The sequence below is a fragment of the Streptomyces sp. NPDC093984 genome (genome assembly GCF_044764595.1).
In the GTDB taxonomy this organism is placed as follows: domain Bacteria; phylum Actinomycetota; class Actinomycetes; order Streptomycetales; family Streptomycetaceae; genus Streptomyces; species Streptomyces cynarae.
Genome location: NZ_JBIWIM010000029.1, coordinates 1 through 16,244, shown reverse-complemented (window position 1 = coordinate 16,244; position 16,244 = coordinate 1). Strand labels below are relative to the sequence as shown.

Sequence of the window (16,244 nt, the reverse complement as noted above, 5' to 3'; positions counted from 1 at the left end):
GCGATGGGCCCGACACGCTGCAGGCACCGCCGCCCTCGACACCGTCCGCGCGACTGGCCGGCCTTTCCCGGCCAACGGCATCCACTGCGTCGGCCTGCTCGCCGCAGTGCCGCCGGCCACGGTGCAGCGACTGCTGAGCGGCCGTGCCGGGCGCATGGCCGCCGACCGCGCTGGCGGCATCCGGCACCCAGGACGACAACACCGGCCTGACCAACCTCGGCGCGCGCGAATACGACCCCTCCATCGGCCGCTTCCTCAGCCCCGACCCCATCCTCGACACCGGCGCCCCGCAGTCCTGGAACGCCTACGACTACGCCGACGACACCCCGGTCACCACCTCCGACCCCACCGGCGCCTGCGCGGACGTCGACTGCCCGACCCGCAACTGCCCCTACTGCATCAACTACACACCAGGCGACCGGGAAGGAATCAAGAGGTCGATAAACGACCACCCGGGCTCGGGCAGCACCCCCAACAACACCGAGGGCACTGTCACGTTGGTTGACCGATGGGATGATCTTCTGGTTGATCAGGCTGGGAGGGGTCGTTCGTGGGGAGCGCGTCGCTGTCGTACAAGGGGCACCGGTACCCGGTCGAGGTCGTCTCCCACTGCGTGTGGCTGTACCACCGCTTCCCGCTGTCCTTCCGCGAGGTCGAGGAGCTCATGCTCGAGCGCGGCGTGACCGTCTCCTACGAGACGGTGCGCCGCTGGTGCGTCAAGTTCGGGCAGCAGTACGCAGGCGCGCTGCGCCACCGGCAGCCCCGGCCTGGTGACAAATGGCATCTGGACGAAGTCTTCATCAAGATCAACGGGGAATAGAAGTACCTGTGGCGGGCCGTCGACCAGGACGGCAACGTCCTGGACATCCTCGTGCAGGACCACCGGGACAAGGCCGCTGCCGGGCGCTTCTTGCGCCGCCTCCTGAAGAAGACCCGCACGGTGCCGCGGGTGATCGTCGCCGACAAGCTCCGCTCCTACGGCGCCGCTCACCGCGAGGTCATGCCCTGCGTCGAGCACCGTCAGTCGAAGTACCTCAACAACCGGGCCGAGAACAGCCACCAGCCGACCAGGCAGCGTGAACGCGCGATGAAGGGCTTCCGCTCGGTGGGCGGGGCCCAGCGGTTCCTGTCCGCGTTCAGCGGCATCTCGCCCCACTTCCGGCCCCGCCGACACCTGATGGCCGCTGCCGCCCACCGAGCAGAGATGAGCATCCGCTTCGCGATCTGGGACCAGATCACCGGCGCTGCCGACCGGCCCACCACGGCCTGACCACAGGCCCGGCTCCCAAGCCCACCCTGCCCCGACGCGCCGTCAGGGAGTCACACACCCAACAACGTGACAACGCCGTTTCGCCCAGTCGACGAGCTTCCCGGCGTAAGCGGAGTCGGCCAACACGATCGCGATCTCGGGGTGCATGAGGCGCCTGCGCGTCATCGCGGCTAACTTGCACGGTCGGACCCGCCGGTTTGGACATCGGGGAGCGTCACGGGCGCCACCCTGATCACCGACTTCGGTTCTGGGCTCAGCCCGCGTCGGCGACGATGGAGCCGACGCGGTCGGCCAGGGTCGGGTCGCGGCGGACCAGGAGGGTGGCGTAGGCGACGGCGGCGAGCAGGGCGGCGATCGCGGCGTAGGGGAACCAGTTGTACGGCGCTGGCTGGCCGGGCTTGGCGAGGTAGTACAGCGGGACCAGGATGGCCGTCGTGCCGAGTGCGGGCAGCAGGAGGTGCCGGACCGGCCGGAACTCCTGCGGGCGGTATCTGCGGTAGTACAGCGGCAGGGCGATGTTGGAGGCGAGGTAGACCAGCAGGATGAGGATGGCGCCGAGGGTCGAGGACTCGGTGAAGAACACCACCGGGTTCATCGAGCCGCTTCCCAGCACATGGCCGAGGGCCCAGCCGCCGATGATCAGCAGGGCGGTGGCGGTGAAGGCGATGATCGCCTTGTTCGGCGTGCGGCGGGTGGGGTGGACGTAGCCGAGGAAGGACGGGAGCAGCCCTTCGCGTCCGGCGTTGAAGACCAGGCGGGCCTGGGAGTTGATGCCGGCGATCAGCACGCCGAGGGTGGAGGTCAGTCCGCCGAGGTAGGCGAGGAACGCGAGCGCGCCGAGGGTGTGGTGGGCGACGTCGATGAAGGGGATGCGGGAGTCGCCGAGCCGCTCGACGTCGTAGCCGAAGCCGGTCACCGTGGCGTAGGCGAAGAGGATGTAACTCACCGTCATGATGGCGACGGAGGAGAACACCGCGCGGCCGACGTTACGCCGCGGGTTCTCCGTCTCCTCGGCGAGTGCCGCGGAGTTCTCCCAGCCGATGAACAGGTACACCGCCAGCGGGAACCCCGCCGCCAGCCCCTTGAAGCCGTGGCTGATGTGGCTGGGCAGGAAGGGGGCGAGGGACAGCCCGCGGCGGTGTTCCACCAGCGCCGCGGCCGAGACCACGACCAGCACCAGCATCTCCGCGCCGAAGAAGTAGCCAGCCCACTTGGTGGAGACCACCACCCCGCGCAGCATCAGGACCACGGCCAGCCCGGTGAGCAGCAGCGTCCAGATGATCCACGGCAGGTCCACACCGGTGTAGTGGTGCAGGGTGATCTGCACGAACCCGCCCGAGATCGAGATGACGCCGGCCATCGCGATGATGTAGCCCAGCGCCGCGAGCAGCGCCGTGGTCACCGCGCTGACCGGGCCGAAGGTCCTGCCCACGAAGGTGATGAAGCTGCCCGCCGAGGGGTGTGCCCGGGAGAACTCCGCCAGTGTGTTGCCCAGGAGTGCGACCGCGATGCCGGCGGCGGCGATGGTCAGCGGTGACGCGACGCCCGCGGTGATGGCCAGGAAGGCGAAACCGAAGAAGAAGCTCATGGCTGGTCCGACGTTGGCCATCGTGGCGGCGGCGATGTCCGCCATGCCGAGGACGCCGCCGCGCAGCCGCTGCGGCGCGCCGCCGACGGGACCCGGCGGGGACAGCGGACCGGCTCCGGGGTGGGGCATGCGGCAACTCCTCGTGCGGTGTGGTGGCGCGGTGGGGGGCGCGGGCTGTCGAGAGTCGGGCGGGCGGGGACCGGGCGTCAGTGGTGCCGGGAACGCTTCAGTGGTGCCGGGAACGCTGGTGTGCCTTGACCGCCTGCACGGCCGGATCGGTCGCGCCCCGCCCGAGTTCGGTGAGCAGTTTGGCGTGGCAGCGGTTCTGCGCCCGTACCACCTCGGGCTGCGGTATGGGCAGCAGCAGGCACAGCCGGCCGAGCAGATCGGCGGCGAACTCGCGGATGCCTGGGCCGCCGAGCGCCTGAGCGAGGTCCAGGTGGAAGCGGGTCTCCAGCTCGGCCAGGCGTGCCGGGTCGTCGGTCCGTTCCGTCTCCTCGACCAGCGCGTGAAGTTCGTCCAGCCGCTCGGCCGGGATCTCTCCCGAACCGTGCGCCACCAGTCCGCATTCGAGCAGCAGATGGAAGGCGTCCAGGGAGGCCGCCTCCTCGGCGTCGTGCGTCAGGGCGACGACGGTGTCCCAGCCCGGCGCGACGAAGGTTCCGCCCGCCCGTCCGCGCCGGCGGTCGAGCAGTCCGTCCTGGCACATGCCCTCCAGTGCGCGGCGCACGGTGATCTCGGCGATCCCCAGCTCCTCGGCGAGGACCCCGGCATCCGGCAGCCGGTCCCCGGGCTGCACGGAGCGCAGGCGTACCCGCAACGCGATCCGCGACCGGACGAGATCGGATCCGCTCTGGCCTCCGAAGGGCAGCGCGCGGACGTGTCCCACGCCGGTGATCGAGGTCGTAGGAGCCGGGCCCGGCAGGTTGTACGGCCCGAACTTGCCCGCTGCATTCACCACGACGTCACCCTAACGGCCCGTTGATCGCGGTCGGGGCCCGCGACGGCCGCGGCTGGGTGTGCCGGGCTGGGCTCGGATCGGCCCTGGGTGGGTGGGACGGGATGCGGGTGGTTCCCGCGACGACGCCACGGTGCGGTGCATAGGGGCTCCCAGGGTGAGGGGAACGTAGGGAGGACGTTACGAAATCAGCCCGGACAGCCGGGGGACGGCACGGCGCGGGCGTCGCGATGGGAGAAGCGAATCGCGATGGAGGAAAAATTAGAGCAAGGTGAACAGTTAAACAAGACCCCGCTGTGGCCCGTCCGGCGGCGGGGGAGAGGGTGAGGGCGACGGGCGGGCCGTCGTAGGCCTGAGCAGGGCGTTCCCGCCTCTGCGGGGCGTCGCCGGCGAGGCGCCCGCGGCACGTGCGGGGCGTGGGTGCCTCGCGGCGGGCGGCGCACGGATGCAGCAGGGCGCGTGAACGGACCCCTTGTTTTATTCGATCGTCCTGAACTATTTTCCTGAGCGCCACCGGCCCGACCGGTCCAGCAGGCACCGGGCCCGGAGGCCGCGGTCCACCATGCCCGTCCCGCGACCGTGATCGCCACCCCTCCTCCGGCCCGGCACCTTCACACACACCGCCCGCGGAATCCACGCGGCCACCCGCTCGATCCCGCACGAACCGTCCCTCGTCCCCACTTGCTCCCTGGAAGTCGAGATGACAACACCGCCTCCTCTTGCCACCGATCCCGCGACCACCAACGAAAACGCCTCGGAAGGGTCCGGCCTGCAGGCCGGGCTGAAGAACCGCCATCTGTCGATGATCGCGATCGGCGGTGTCATCGGGGCCGGCCTGTTCGTCGGCTCGGGCTCCGGCATCGCCGCCGCCGGTCCCGGCATCCTGATCTCCTACCTGCTCGTCGGCGCCCTCGTCGTCCTGGTCATGCGGATGCTCGGCGAGATGGCCGCGGCCAACCCCACCTCCGGCTCGTTCTCCGCCTACGCCGACCGTGCGCTGGGCCGCTGGGCCGGCTTCACCATCGGCTGGCTGTACTGGTTCTTCTGGGTCGTGGTGCTCGCGGTCGAGGCCACCGCCGGCGCGAAGATCCTGGCCGGGTGGATCCCGGCGGTCCCGCAGTGGGGTTGGGCCCTGATCGTCATGCTCGTCCTCACCGCCACCAACCTCGCCTCGGTCAGCTCCTACGGCGAGTTCGAGTTCTGGTTCGCCGGCATCAAGGTCGTCGCCATCGCCGCGTTCATCGTGATCGGCGGACTGGCGATCTTCGGCCTGCTGCCCGGCTCGGACCACCCGGCGTCCGGGTTCTCCAACCTGACCGCGCACGGCGGATTCCTGCCCAACGGCCCCGGCGCGATCCTCACCGGCATCCTGATGGTGGTCTTCTCCTTCATGGGCAGCGAGATCGTCACCCTGGCCGCCGGCGAGACCGCCGACCCGCGGGCCGCCGTCACCAAGGCCACCAACAGCGTGATCTGGCGGATCGCGGTGTTCTACCTGGGCTCGATCCTGGTCGTGGTGTCACTGCTGCGCTGGGACGACCCGGCGATCCTCAAGGACGGCAGTTACGTCGCCGCACTGAACTCCATCGGCATCCCGCACGCCGGCGAGATCATGAACGCCATCGTGCTCACCTCCGTGCTGTCCTGCCTCAACTCCGGCCTGTACACCGCCTCGCGGATGGCGTTCTCGCTGGGCCTTCGCAGCGATGCCCCGGCTGCCTTCGCCCGTACCACCGGGCGCGGGGTCCCGCAGGCGGCCATTCTGGCCTCGGTGGTCTTCGGCTTCGTCGCCGTCGCCTTCAACTACCTGTGGCCGGACACGGTCTTCCAGTTCCTGCTGAACTCCTCCGGCGCGATCGCCCTGTTCGTCTGGCTGGTGATCTGCTTCTCCCAGCTGCGGATGCGCAAGACCCTGCAGCGGGAGTCGCCGGAGAAGTTGGTCGTCAGGATGTGGCTCTACCCCTACCTGACCTGGGTCACCATCGCGATGATCACCTTCGTGCTGGGCTACATGCTCACCGACACCGCCGAGGGCGGCGGCCGCGACCAGGTGGTCCTGTCCACCCTGGTGGCCGCGGGTGTGGTCGTCTTCGCGCTGGTCCGCGACCGCCTGGGCCGCAACCGGTCGCACGACGCCGTCACCCCGTCCTAGGGGCGGAAGGCCCATCCGAGCGGGAGCCCTCCCTCGACCGGCGGCGGTGGTGCGCTTCCCCCGCATCGCCGCCGCCTCCTTGCGGAGGCCGCCGCTCGCACCAGACACCGCAGGCGACGGCGACCGGGAGCCGCCCCCGTGGACGGAGCTGTGCAATCCTCGTCAAGCACTGCTGCAGCTCACGAGGCCCCAAGTCCAAGTGCGCCTCACCGAGCAGGCCTTGCCCGAGCCCCAACTCTCCTAGGTTGCCCCGCATGACATTCTTGTCGGCTCGTCGCAAGACCTCCCACATCATGCTGGAGCTTGACGACGCGCACCTCGGGAAGCTTCTCAAGTCGCTGCGTACCACGATGCGATCGGGCGCGATCGCGAGTACGGATCTGCGCGTGGTGCACGTCGCCGACTTCCTGAAGCACCACTCCCAGGACTGGGACCGCCACACCTTCCGTCTGGAGGTCCTGGCGCGCTTCCTGGCGGATACGCCGGTGCCGTCCAAGTGGGCCGAGCGGGAGCCGGGGAACGCCACCGCCCTTGTTCTGCACGCATGGTCCGAGCTCTTCCGCGCGCGTGCAACGGGGAATGCGGAAGGCGTCTCCAGAGCGAGGACGAACTGTCTGCGCGCCGCGGAGCTCGCCCCACTGGACCCCACCCCGTGGATCGTCCTGCTGGGGATGTCCCGCCTGGAGCCCACCGCGCAGCCGACACTTTCCGCGTTTGGAACGAGGTACTCCTGCGCGACCGCTGGAACCGCGAGGCCTACCTGAGCATGATGCGCTACCTGACTCCGGATGAGGCCGGTTCGCGACTCCAGGTACTTGAGTTCGTCGACTCCCTCCGTGCGCGCATGCCGGTGAATGCGCCCTGCGCGGCGACGGGCTGCACTATCAATCGATCCGGACCCGGGGAGGAGTGGAGGGTCTCATGGCGCGCAACTACTGGACACATATACATGTTGCACAGACGCTCGACCGTGCCTCGCGGCACTGGACACAGCCCTCGTTCCTCAACCACGCAGCTGCGCTTGCCGACCTCAATACGCTCGCCTATGCGCTGACGTCTGCGGGGCGCGACCGCGAGGCCCTTCCCGTCTTCCGGGCCATCGGCGGTGTGGTCACCATCTGGCCCTGGCGGTTCGAAGGAGACCCGTTGATCGCTTTCCAACGTGCGCGGAGCCGGGCCGAAGCCGGCCAGTGACCCCATCCGGCGATCTTTGACGGTGCGGGTTACAGGGGGGCGTGCGCCTCAGCTTGGCTTTTATCCTCGGCGGGTTTGATGCTCCTTGATCGACTCGGCGCGTTTGACCGTCTTGCCGACGTCGTGGCGCTTGGCGCGGTGCTTGTTCTTCGAGCCGGGAGGCCGTCCCGGGCCCGGCTTGGACGGTTTCGGTGCGGCCGCCGGACGGGCCGCCGTCGCGCGGACGTTGCGAAACCCCCGGCGGACGCGGGCAGGAGTGAGGCGGCGGGGCTCGGCGGGTCGCTCCCAGGGACGGCGCAGGTCCTCGGCGAGGGGGCGGGCGAGGCGGAGCTGGGTGTGGACGGCGATGATGAGCCAGGTCCACAGATCGGCGCTGTCGGCGTGGCGGACCTTCGGGGCCGTCCAGCCGAGCGTCTGCTTCAGGAGCCTGAAGGTGTGCTCAAGATCGAATCTGCGGAGGAACGACTGCCACCAACGGTCCACGTCCACCGGCGTCGTGGCGGTGGCTGAGCACCACAGCCAGACCGGCTTCGGGTCGCGATCGCCCGGCAGGCGCTCGACCTGCAGCCGCACCAACGTGCCGTGCAGGACGGGCAGTGCTTCCTCGGCGTGGTCCAGCCATGGGCCGCGGTGGGTGAGTCTGGGGTGCATCCGGTCCCAGGCCATCGCCTTGGCCTTCCCGTAGCGGGTGGTGTCCGTGCTGGTGGTGACGTCGGGCTGGTGCCAGCTGTCGGGCTTGGCGAAGGTGAGGACGCCGCCGTGCCGGCGGGGCCGCCCGCCCTTCGGGCCGGAACGTGCGGGGCCTGCGTCGCGGAGCATGACGCGGTCCGAGCGCAGGCGCCCGACCAGCACGACCGGCAGGTCGGCCAGGGCGTGGGAGAGGTAGGCGACGTCGTAGCCGGCGTCCATCACGATCAGGACCTCCAGGTCGCACGGCCGCCAGTGCCCAGCTTGCGTCAACCGCTCGACGACATCACGCAGTTGGGCCGCGGTGACCAGCGTTGCGTCGTCGGCGGGCCCCAGGCGCACGGCGTCCAGCAACGCGACCCAGGAGGTGCGGCCGGGCTCCAGTGCGGCGACGAAGGAGTACGGCCAGCCCGGCACGAACTGATCCGTCTTGCGGTCACCCCGCCCGTAGACGTGGCAGAACAGCCGATCGTCGCTGGTCGGGGCATTGGGACGGAGCCAGTTGCTCACGTCCACGGCCAGCACGATCCGCCCGTCGGCCGCCTTCGGCAGCGGCAAGCCGGCCAGCGTGCGGCGCAACCGCGTCGGCTCCAGCCAGCCCCGGTCCAGCGCGGCGTACAGGGCGCCGTGCCCACGCCGGTGCTCGACCGCGAGCGACAGCTCGACCAGGGTCTTCACCGGCCCATCCGCGCACAGCACCGCGTCGGTGAGCTCGAAGAGTGCGTCCGAGCGGGCGTAGAGGCATTCGTAGAACTCAACCCGAAAGCGGGACAGGAGAGCCAATGCTTGGCCTGCGGGCGCGTCGACGGGGAGACTCATAGGCAGCGGCCGTTCTCTCGTGCTTCGTGACTCGACACCTCGAAGCGTGGAGAACGGCCGTCTCCGTTGTCTCGGGAAGAACCGCAGTTCAGCAGGTCGGTGACCTGCGAGGTTAAACGACAGCTCAGCTTGTCTTTTAACCTCGGCGTGAGACGAGACGGGCAAGTGACTCTGTGGGCCAGCAGAGCCATTCGAGAAGAGGGTTGGTGACCACGAACCAGTGGATACTGATCCGGCCTTGCTTCTTGTCCAGGATCGGTGGGGCCTCGTCCCGGTAGATGTAGCGGTGGTACCGGTGGCGGATCGGCGCTCCGGCGATCAGCAGCACCGGTGAGGAGATGAGGATGGCCACCAGGATCAGTGCTCTCGCGATGGTGAGCTTCGTTTTCTCCTCATACCGCATGCGTTCAGTGTGCTGACGCCTATGCCGCTTGTCAGCCTGCCCTGCGGGGTTTGGTGCCGACCTTGTGGTGGGCGGGGCGGCTGTAGGCTTCGCCGGTGGCCAGGACGCGTCCCACATCATGCCGGGTGGCCGGGTGACGGTTCTTCGAACCAGGTGGTCGGCCAGGACCGGGCTTGGACGGTTTCGGTGCACTGGCTGGGGAGCCGGTCTTCGTGCGCAGGTTCCTGAATCCTCTGCGGACGCGGGCGGGTGTCAGCTTGTTCGGCGGGGCCGGCTTCTCCCAGGGCCGCCGGAGGTCTGTGGCCAGTGGTCGGGCAAGTCGGAGCTGGGCATAAGCGGCGATCACCAGCCAGGTCCACCGGTCGGACGCCTCCGAGCTGCGAAGCCGGGGTTTTGTCCACCCGAGTGTCTGCTTGAACAGGCGGAAGGTGTGTTCCAGGTCGAAGCGGCGAAGGAATGACTGCCAGCAGGGGTCCACGTCGTCCACGGTGGCGGCAGTGCCTGACCACCACAGCCAGACGGGCTTGTTCACCCCGCCGCTGGGCAGCTTCTCCACGACCAGGCGGATGACAGTTCCCTCGATGATGGGCAGGGGCCCGTCGTGGTCGAGCCATGCAGCTCGGCGGGTCAGCCGCGGGTGCAGCCGATCCCACGCCTGCACGGTCGCCCTCCCATAGAGCCGGGTGTCCGTGATCGTCACGGCCTGCTCGGTACCCCAGCTTGTGGGGTTGCCGAAGACGAACTCACCGCCGTGCTTGGGCGGCCGGCCGCCCTTGGGGTTGGCCAGGCTGAACTCTTCGCGGGAGGGTGTCGGACGCCGCATCACCCGATCTGAACGGAGCCGACCGAGAATCTCGACGGGCAGGTCACCCAGCAGGTGGGCGATGCGCGGAGCGTCGTATCCCGCGTCCAGAACGACCAGCACCTCCGGATCACCCGGCCGCCACTGACCGGCGGCGACCAGCCTCTCGACGACCTCGCGGATCTGCATCGTGGTCACCGCAGCCACGTCGGCGCCGGGCTCCAGGCGCACCGCGTCCAGTACCGCCGTCCAGGACGTACGGCCGGTCTCCAGTGCGGCCACCACCGAGTACGGCCAGCCGGGCACCATTTGGTGCTTGCCCTCACCCCGACCGAAGGTGTGGCAAAAGGCCCGGTCAGCACACGTGTTGGCGTCCGGCCGCAGCCACGGCGAGACATCCACCGCCAGCACGAGCCGACCGTCCGCCGCCCTCGGCAACGGCACCCCGACCAGGGCACGACGCAGTCGGGCGACGTCGATCCGGCCCTGGTTGAGTCCGCCGTACAGAGCCCCGTGCCCACGGCGGTACTCGGGCGCGAGCGCGAGATCAACCAGCGTCCGCACCGGCCCGTCCGTGCACAGCAGCGCGTCGCATAACTCGAATAACGCGTCGCCCCGCACGGTCAGACACGCGTACAGCTCCGACCGGAAGTGTGACACCTCCGCGAACGCATCCCGCAGGACGCCTTGATGCAGCAAACTCACGACCACGGCCTTCGCGCTGATCCACTCTGTGACGGAGCACAGGATCAGACGAAGGCCGCCTACACGTCCGTCGAACTGCGAAAACGCTGATCAAGTTCGAGCCGCGTTCGACACCGGACGTTAAAAGACAAGCTCAGTGCCTGTTTTTGATCCCCAGATTTGAGTAGCTTTGGGCCCTAGGCTGGCGTGGTGTCCGAGGACGCCGGGCAGGCCCGGGAGCGGGTGTGCGAAGGCTGTGGTGAACGGCTGAGGCCGGAAGCACGGCCGGATGCCATGTACTGCTCTGCGGCCTGTCGTTCCAGGCAGTGGCGCCGGGACCGCCGGTTGCGTAAGCGGGTGGCCGCTGAGTTGAGCGGGGTTGGCCGAGCTGAGTGCCCCGAGTGCGGGGCCACTTGGGTGGCCGGGGTGGACCGTCGTTCGAACGCCGTCTACTGCTCGCGACGGTGCGTCATGAGGGCCTGGAGGGCCCGAAAGGAAACGTTTGGCGAACGGTCACAGTGACCGCATCGCGAACGCATCCGAATCGCAAATGTAGTCAGATATCAGTCACTTGTGGTCGTTTGTTGTGATCATCGCATTTTCGGTCTGACTCTCAGCCCAGGAAGCGGGCCGGGTCTTGTCACGGCCGCGGCGCCGTGCCCCGGTCCCGCTGTGGGTGGTGAATGCCATGCCCGAAGAGATCCAGGCGACCGGCAAGGTCGGCAGTGTCACCGAGAGCCGGTATGCGGAGATCGTGGCTGAGCTGCGGAAACTGGTTGAGACGGCCAGCCGCGTCCAGTTCACGATCGGCGACTATGCCCTCGAGGTCGAGCCGATGCGCGAGTACGGAGGTGCCTCGCCGGCCGACGAATTGTTCACGGTCAAGGACTCGCTGTTCCGTCTGTCCGAGGACATCGGACTGTCGTACTCGGCGGTGAAGCAGGCACGGTGGACCGCCGCGAAGTGGCCGAAGGGCCGCCGGGTGCCGGGGGTGTCCTTCACCGTCCACAACATCCTCGCGGGTATCACCGACGACGAGGAGCGGTGGGCCACGATCCTGACCCCGCCCGAGGGCAAGTCCCGGTGGACTCCGGACGAGGCGAAACGCCGGACGGGCCGTCAGGTCGCCAAGCCCGTCACTCCGCAGGAGAAGGTCAGCGCGATTCACACCCTCGCCCAGGACGAGGAGGTCGCAGCCCAGGTCACCGGCGACCTGCTGCGCAGGCCGACGGTCGTCGCGCAGGTCAAGGACGAGGACAAGGTCCGGGTGGTGGAGGAACTGACCCGCGAGGACCAGGTCGCGGCCGCCGTCGCCCCGGACTTCCTGCGCCGCCCCGAGGTCGTCGCCCGGGTCGCCAAGGCGGACAAGGTGAAGGTCGTCGAGGAACTGACCCGCGACGAGCACGTCGCCGCCGAAGTGACCACCGGCCTGCTCCGGCGTCCGGACGTCGCCTTCCGCGCGATGTCGGACGATTATCCGGACTACGAGCTGACGGCATGAACCCCGGGGCGATCCGCAGCGTGAACGGGTTAATCGGTTGATCACGCCTGGGGCTGGGCGGAACACTGTCGCGGTGCTGTGCCTGTAACACCGCCGCCTCGGGAGTGTCCTCCATTGTCAGATCTCGTGCCAGGGCTGCCGCCGGGATACCGGGTGCGGCCGGTCACCGCTGACGACACCGGTGATATCCATCGCCTGGTCGCGGCCTGCGAGCGCGAGCTCTTCGGGCGGGGGCAGACCGATCTCGGCCGCATCGCCGCCGACTTTGCAAGACCTGGCCTGGTCCCGGAGTTGGACACCCGACTGATCCATGACCGGGCAGGGCAGTTGGTCGCTCGGGCCTGGGTGAATCGGCGCTGTGAGGTGGACGTCCACCCCAAGCACCGGGGCCGTGGCCTGGGCAGTGCGCTCCTAACCTGGGCCGAGGCCCGGGCCAGGCAGGCGGGCAGTGCACGCATCGTCCAGACCATTCCGGACAGCAACACGAACGCTGTCGCGCTGCTGCGCTCGCGCGAATACGAGCCGATGGTGACCGAGTGGCTGCTGGAGTTCCTCATGACGGAGGAGCCAGCCGTGCCCGAGCCGCCTGCGGGCATCACGGTTCGATCGTTCCGGGTCGGCGACGAGCACGACGCACACCAGCTCGTCGAGGACGCCTTCGACGAATGGCAGCAACGGCGCAAGAGCTACCAGGAGTGGGCCCGGCACACTGTCGAACGCCCCACCTTCGCACCCGCGATGTCAGCGCTGGCGTTCGCCGACGGGCAACTGGTGGGCGCTGTGCTCTCGCTGGACCTCCCGGACACCGACGATGGTTACATCGAGCAGGTCGCCGTGCGCCGCGACCACCGCAACCGGGGCATCGCCCGCCTCCTGCTCCTCAACGCATTCCGCGCCTACTATCAGCAGGGGCGGCGGACCTGCACCCTGGGGACGCACTCAGACACTGGCGCGTTGAACCTGTACCTGCGCGCCGGGATGGCAGTCCGGCACAGCTCCACGGTCTTCCGAAAAGATCTGTGAGATGGGGCGTCACCGTCGCCCCGGGATCACGGGCATGCCGAGGTCTGTGGGACCGCTCATGCCGTTGCCGCGAGCTCGTTCCAGACTGCGGTCGAGGGCGGTGAGCTTCTCATTGGCCTTGGTGAGGCTGACTTGGAGTCCTTGGACTTCGCCCAGCCAGCCGTTCGTCTGCGCTTCTGCGATGCGTTCGGCGAGGTTGCGAATGATCTCGATCAACCGGGGCCGCTGCCTGGGGGAAACCCGTAGCATCGGGCAGCGCAGGCACGAGTGCTCGTGCTGGCACGGGGTTCCGTAGGGCCGTGCGCAGTCGCCGAGCTCCAGCTTGCGGGTGTGGAAGTGTTCCTGGAACTCGCGCCATTCGTCCGTCGTGGGTTCGCGGTATTCCTCTGCGGGCCGTGCCGCTCGCCGCTGGTCGAGGAAGGCCCGGTAGGAGCGGATCAGGTCCTCCTGGAAGACGGCCAGGTACGCCTCCGTGGTGCTCGTACTGGTATGGCCGAGCAAACGGGCGGCGATATGGACGGGCAGTCCGCCGGCGACGGCCTCGGTCGCGAAGTTCCTGCGGAAGTCGTGCGGCGTGAAGTGCAGGGGCTCGCCCGTCTGATCGGTGAGGGCGGCTCGGGCCAGGGTGTCGTTGAGCAACTGGTAGAGCGTGTTCGTGCTGATGACGTCGTGTTTCCAGCCGATTCGGCGCTGGAAGAGGTGCGGCAGCGGCGGTCCGGTGACCAGCTCGTGGTAGTCGTAGCGCGCGACGAGAGGGATCGTGCCGGCGTTGTCCCCGCGGAGCCGGGTGATCACGGTGGCGAGGACGCTGGCAAGCTCAGGGCCGACGAGCAGGAGCCGCTCCTCGTTTCCCTTCGACGGGATGATCTGCAGCAGGGGCACGATCTCACCGGTGTCGGGGAGCTGATAGGACACCAGAGCGAGGTGCGTGATCTCCAGCAGCTCCTCCAGCCGCACGCCGGTGTGCCGGAGCGTCTCGATGATGGCCCAGGCCCAGAACGCCTCGTCCTCGTCACGGGTGACGTCGAACTGCTCCGCCGTGACCATGTCCTCGATCAGCACCATCTCCGGCCGGTACTGAAAGCGCGTCTTGGTTCGGTCCTCCCGGCGGCTGAGGCGGCGATAACGCCGACCTTCGTGGTCGAAGATCTCTCCGACGTCGGTGGCCTGGGCTGTGGCCAGCAGTCTCTTCTGCGTGCTGTGATGGGCTTCGGTGGTGTCCACCAGTTCGGGGAGCCGGGGCAGCCGTTCGCGTACCCGCTGGTGCATCTTGGCCCGGACCTTCTTCTTGACCTTGGTGAACCCGCCGGTGTCGGCCTTGCGGACCGGGCTGGGGAACGCCCAGGCCGCCCAGCTCGGGTCCTCCAGAGCCCACTGCTGGATGTCCAGGTAGAAGGCACGGACTCCGGTCAGCACAGCGGTCCGGGTCTGGCGGGGAATGGGTTCCTTGCCCTCCCGGGTGATGAATCTGATCCGTTCCTTCCATGCCTCGGCAACCTCCGTGGGCAGGTCCAGAGTGTCGATGCCCGGGTGGTGTTTCTCGATGTCGGCCCAGAAAGCGCCCACCAGCCGGCTCGCCAGGTGCTGAAGCGAGGTGTAGTCGAGGCTCGGGCGGCGTTCCTCCAGGTAGCGGACCAGCACATCGCGCACCGGTCGGCACTGGATGCAGTACCTCAAGACCGTCAGTCGGCCGAAGGACGCTGTCGGGTTCGTCATCCTTCCCCGCCGCTGGGTGGTCGAGCGGTCCCTGGCCTGGAGCATGCACGCCCGTCGGCATGCGCGGGACTACGAACGGCTCATCCAGCACTCCGAGTCGCTGATCACCTGGGCTGCTATCACGCTCATGACCAGGCGAATCACCCGCCGAAGCTCCCGCAGAAACGGCCAGCCGACATCCCGCGAAGCCGACCGCGACTGATCGTTCTCAAGGCCAGGGTCATCACCTTGGCCCGCACCGACCCGACATCGCGGTCCTGAGCACACTCTCCCACCCGCCGTCGATGCCTGTCAGTCTCGCGGCGGCCAGTCACGCTGGATCGCTTCGGTCGGGGCACAGGGGTATTCCGCCCCGATGCGGCCACTACACGCGGTCGGGGCCAACCCGGCGTGCGGTCCACCAGTCCATGAGGACCTGGGCCTTGTCGTCGAAGCGGCGGTCCAGAAGGGACATTGGCGCGCGCAGCGGTATCCGACGTCCATCCGACACGTGCACGACCACCGTCCGGACCCCAGCGGTCTTCCGGACCTCCAGGTCGATGATGTCCCGCCACGCGATATCGCGGCGCCTGCCCCCGCGGAGGACGAGGAAGTCGTCGCTGAGCTCGACACGGTAGTGAGGGGACAGGACTGGAACTACCACGCTCGCGAGCATGGCTGCCGAGACCCACGTCCACAGCTCCCCCGCCGTCATGCGCCCACCAGTGGCTGCCACGAGCACGTACGCCAGCACGGTGCCCACAAGACCGCCGCCCAGCAGTGGCGCGGCGGTCTGCACCACCCCCAGCCGGAAGGCCGGCGCGGCGCCACCGGCGCTGCTTGGGGCAAGGGGGTGGGTAGGGCTGTTCATCTGGATCACCCTTCACAGAAGTGGTTCGACGCGGTCAACACGCGCCGAAGGTGAAACGTACAGCCGCGCGGACGAGCCGTGTTGGTCGTATCCGACTACTGAGGTTTTCGGCCTAGGGTGACGGTGATCTCGCTGGTGGGTGTATCCCTGGGGGATGCGGTATCCCGATGGGGGTGGCCTCACCGCGGAGCAGCGGGCCCGACGGGAGCAAGTGCGGTTCGAGGCCGCCGACTTATTCGCGCAAGGGGTGACGCCGCCGCAGGTCGCACGGCGGTTGCGGGTCTCCCGGAAGTCCGCCTATGCCTGGCATGCCCGCTGGCGGGACGGCGGGTTGGAGGCCCTGCGGTCCAAGGGGGCGTCCGGGCGTCCGTCACGGATGAAGCCGGAGTGGCGGGCCTGGCTGGCGGCGGAGCTGGAGAAGGGGCCGGCCGTACACGGCTGGACGGAGGACCAGCGCTGGACACTGGCCCGGGTGGCCACGGTGATCGCCCGGCGCTTCCACGTGCGCTTCAGCCTGGCGCAGACCTGGCGCATCCTGCGCCAGATGGGCTGGACGGTGCAGGTGCCGGTGCGACGGGCTGCCGAACGGGACGAGGA

At 68.8% G+C, this 16,244-nt stretch carries 14 protein-coding genes and 3 pseudogenes; 9 read left to right on the top strand and 8 right to left on the bottom strand.

Annotated elements, in window-relative coordinates; all coding sequences use genetic code 11:
• Window positions 1-170 precede the first annotated feature (170 nt).
• Both ACIRC0_RS38265 and ACIRC0_RS38260 read left to right on the top strand, forming a co-directional pair.
• Window positions 171-683 carry an RHS repeat-associated core domain-containing protein gene (locus ACIRC0_RS38265; protein WP_403626336.1) on the top strand — a complete coding sequence of 171 codons (513 nt, stop codon included), beginning with the start codon at window positions 171-173 and terminating at the stop codon, window positions 681-683.
• A pseudogene (locus tag ACIRC0_RS38260) lies at window positions 566-1,270 on the top strand (IS6 family transposase). Before ACIRC0_RS38265 ends, ACIRC0_RS38260 begins: the two are co-directional and overlap by 118 nt.
• A gap of 63 nt (window positions 1,271-1,333) precedes the next feature.
• Here the strand turns inward: ACIRC0_RS38260 and ACIRC0_RS38255 are convergent.
• The 3 genes and pseudogenes from ACIRC0_RS38255 to ACIRC0_RS38245 all read right to left on the bottom strand — a co-directional run.
• A pseudogene (locus ACIRC0_RS38255) lies at window positions 1,334-1,429 on the bottom strand (IS5/IS1182 family transposase); the annotation flags it as partial.
• 94 nt (window positions 1,430-1,523) lie between these two features.
• Window positions 1,524-2,987 carry an APC family permease gene (locus ACIRC0_RS38250; RefSeq protein WP_403626300.1) on the bottom strand — a complete coding sequence of 488 codons (1,464 nt, stop codon included), beginning with the start codon at window positions 2,985-2,987 and terminating at the stop codon, window positions 1,524-1,526.
• Window positions 2,988-3,084: 97 nt separating this feature from the next.
• Window positions 3,085-3,819 (bottom strand): FadR/GntR family transcriptional regulator, encoded by a 735-nt coding sequence (locus tag ACIRC0_RS38245; protein WP_403626297.1) that lies wholly within the window; start codon window positions 3,817-3,819, stop codon window positions 3,085-3,087.
• A gap of 697 nt (window positions 3,820-4,516) precedes the next feature.
• On the opposite strand from ACIRC0_RS38245, the gene ACIRC0_RS38240 reads away from it, so the two are divergent.
• The 3 genes from ACIRC0_RS38240 (at window position 4,517) to ACIRC0_RS38230 (ending at window position 7,162) form a co-directional block, all read left to right on the top strand.
• On the top strand, window positions 4,517-5,968 hold the full coding sequence (locus ACIRC0_RS38240) for an amino acid permease (RefSeq protein ID WP_403626294.1): 1,452 nt from the start codon (window positions 4,517-4,519) through the stop codon (window positions 5,966-5,968).
• Between the two features lie 254 nt (window positions 5,969-6,222).
• Window positions 6,223-6,732, top strand: a complete 510-nt coding sequence (locus ACIRC0_RS38235) for a hypothetical protein (RefSeq protein WP_403626292.1) — start codon at window positions 6,223-6,225, stop codon at window positions 6,730-6,732.
• 157 nt (window positions 6,733-6,889) lie between these two features.
• Window positions 6,890-7,162: a hypothetical protein gene (locus ACIRC0_RS38230; protein ID WP_403626290.1), complete on the top strand. Its 273-nt coding sequence runs from the start codon at window positions 6,890-6,892 to the stop codon at window positions 7,160-7,162.
• Window positions 7,163-7,222: 60 nt separating this feature from the next.
• On the opposite strand, the gene ACIRC0_RS38225 is transcribed toward ACIRC0_RS38230, so the two are convergent.
• The 3 genes from ACIRC0_RS38225 to ACIRC0_RS38215 form a co-directional block, all read right to left on the bottom strand.
• The gene (locus ACIRC0_RS38225) at window positions 7,223-8,668 is read right to left on the bottom strand and encodes an NF041680 family putative transposase (RefSeq protein WP_403626288.1); all 1,446 of its coding nucleotides are present in this window, start codon (window positions 8,666-8,668) and stop codon (window positions 7,223-7,225) included.
• A gap of 136 nt (window positions 8,669-8,804) precedes the next feature.
• Window positions 8,805-9,071 carry a hypothetical protein gene (locus ACIRC0_RS38220; RefSeq protein WP_403626285.1) on the bottom strand — a complete coding sequence of 89 codons (267 nt, stop codon included), beginning with the start codon at window positions 9,069-9,071 and terminating at the stop codon, window positions 8,805-8,807.
• A 31-nt stretch (window positions 9,072-9,102) separates the two neighbouring features.
• On the bottom strand, window positions 9,103-10,578 hold the full coding sequence (locus ACIRC0_RS38215; RefSeq protein ID WP_403626282.1) for an NF041680 family putative transposase: 1,476 nt from the start codon (window positions 10,576-10,578) through the stop codon (window positions 9,103-9,105).
• Window positions 10,579-11,245: 667 nt separating this feature from the next.
• Between ACIRC0_RS38215 and ACIRC0_RS38210 the strand changes: the two genes are divergently transcribed.
• Window positions 11,246-12,058, top strand: a complete 813-nt coding sequence (locus ACIRC0_RS38210) for a DUF6192 family protein (RefSeq protein ID WP_403626279.1) — start codon at window positions 11,246-11,248, stop codon at window positions 12,056-12,058.
• A 153-nt stretch (window positions 12,059-12,211) separates the two neighbouring features.
• Window positions 12,212-13,081, top strand: a complete 870-nt coding sequence (locus ACIRC0_RS38205) for a GNAT family N-acetyltransferase (protein WP_403626276.1) — start codon at window positions 12,212-12,214, stop codon at window positions 13,079-13,081.
• Between the two features lie 9 nt (window positions 13,082-13,090).
• Here the strand turns inward: ACIRC0_RS38205 and ACIRC0_RS38200 are convergent, their stop codons facing one another.
• Entirely contained in the window at window positions 13,091-14,731 is a 1,641-nt protein-coding gene (locus tag ACIRC0_RS38200; protein WP_403626273.1) for a tyrosine-type recombinase/integrase, read from the bottom strand.
• 22 nt (window positions 14,732-14,753) lie between these two features.
• Between ACIRC0_RS38200 and ACIRC0_RS38195 the strand changes: the two are divergent.
• Window positions 14,754-14,945: pseudogene (locus ACIRC0_RS38195) on the top strand (IS5/IS1182 family transposase); the annotation flags it as partial.
• 216 nt (window positions 14,946-15,161) lie between these two features.
• On the opposite strand, the gene ACIRC0_RS38190 reads toward ACIRC0_RS38195, so the two are convergent.
• Window positions 15,162-15,647, bottom strand: coding sequence for a hypothetical protein (locus ACIRC0_RS38190; RefSeq protein ID WP_403626270.1), 486 nt, complete (start codon window positions 15,645-15,647; stop codon window positions 15,162-15,164).
• Between the two features lie 154 nt (window positions 15,648-15,801).
• Between ACIRC0_RS38190 and ACIRC0_RS38185 the strand changes: the two genes are divergently transcribed.
• Window positions 15,802-16,244, top strand: a 443-nt coding sequence (locus tag ACIRC0_RS38185; protein WP_403626267.1) for a winged helix-turn-helix domain-containing protein, incomplete at its 3' end; no start/stop codon positions are given.

Coding starts and splice junctions, on each gene's coding strand:
- ACIRC0_RS38220 (WP_403626285.1), bottom strand. CDS start 9,071: ATGCGGTATGAGGAGAAAACGAAGCTCACCATCGCGAGAGCACTGATC.
- ACIRC0_RS38240 (WP_403626294.1), top strand. CDS start 4,517: ATGACAACACCGCCTCCTCTTGCCACCGATCCCGCGACCACCAACGAA.
- ACIRC0_RS38190 (WP_403626270.1), bottom strand. CDS start 15,647: ATGAACAGCCCTACCCACCCCCTTGCCCCAAGCAGCGCCGGTGGCGCC.
- ACIRC0_RS38230 (WP_403626290.1), top strand. CDS start 6,890: ATGGCGCGCAACTACTGGACACATATACATGTTGCACAGACGCTCGAC.
- ACIRC0_RS38235 (WP_403626292.1), top strand. CDS start 6,223: ATGACATTCTTGTCGGCTCGTCGCAAGACCTCCCACATCATGCTGGAG.
- ACIRC0_RS38250 (WP_403626300.1), bottom strand. CDS start 2,987: ATGCCCCACCCCGGAGCCGGTCCGCTGTCCCCGCCGGGTCCCGTCGGC.
- ACIRC0_RS38225 (WP_403626288.1), bottom strand. CDS start 8,668: ATGAGTCTCCCCGTCGACGCGCCCGCAGGCCAAGCATTGGCTCTCCTG.
- ACIRC0_RS38210 (WP_403626279.1), top strand. CDS start 11,246: ATGCCCGAAGAGATCCAGGCGACCGGCAAGGTCGGCAGTGTCACCGAG.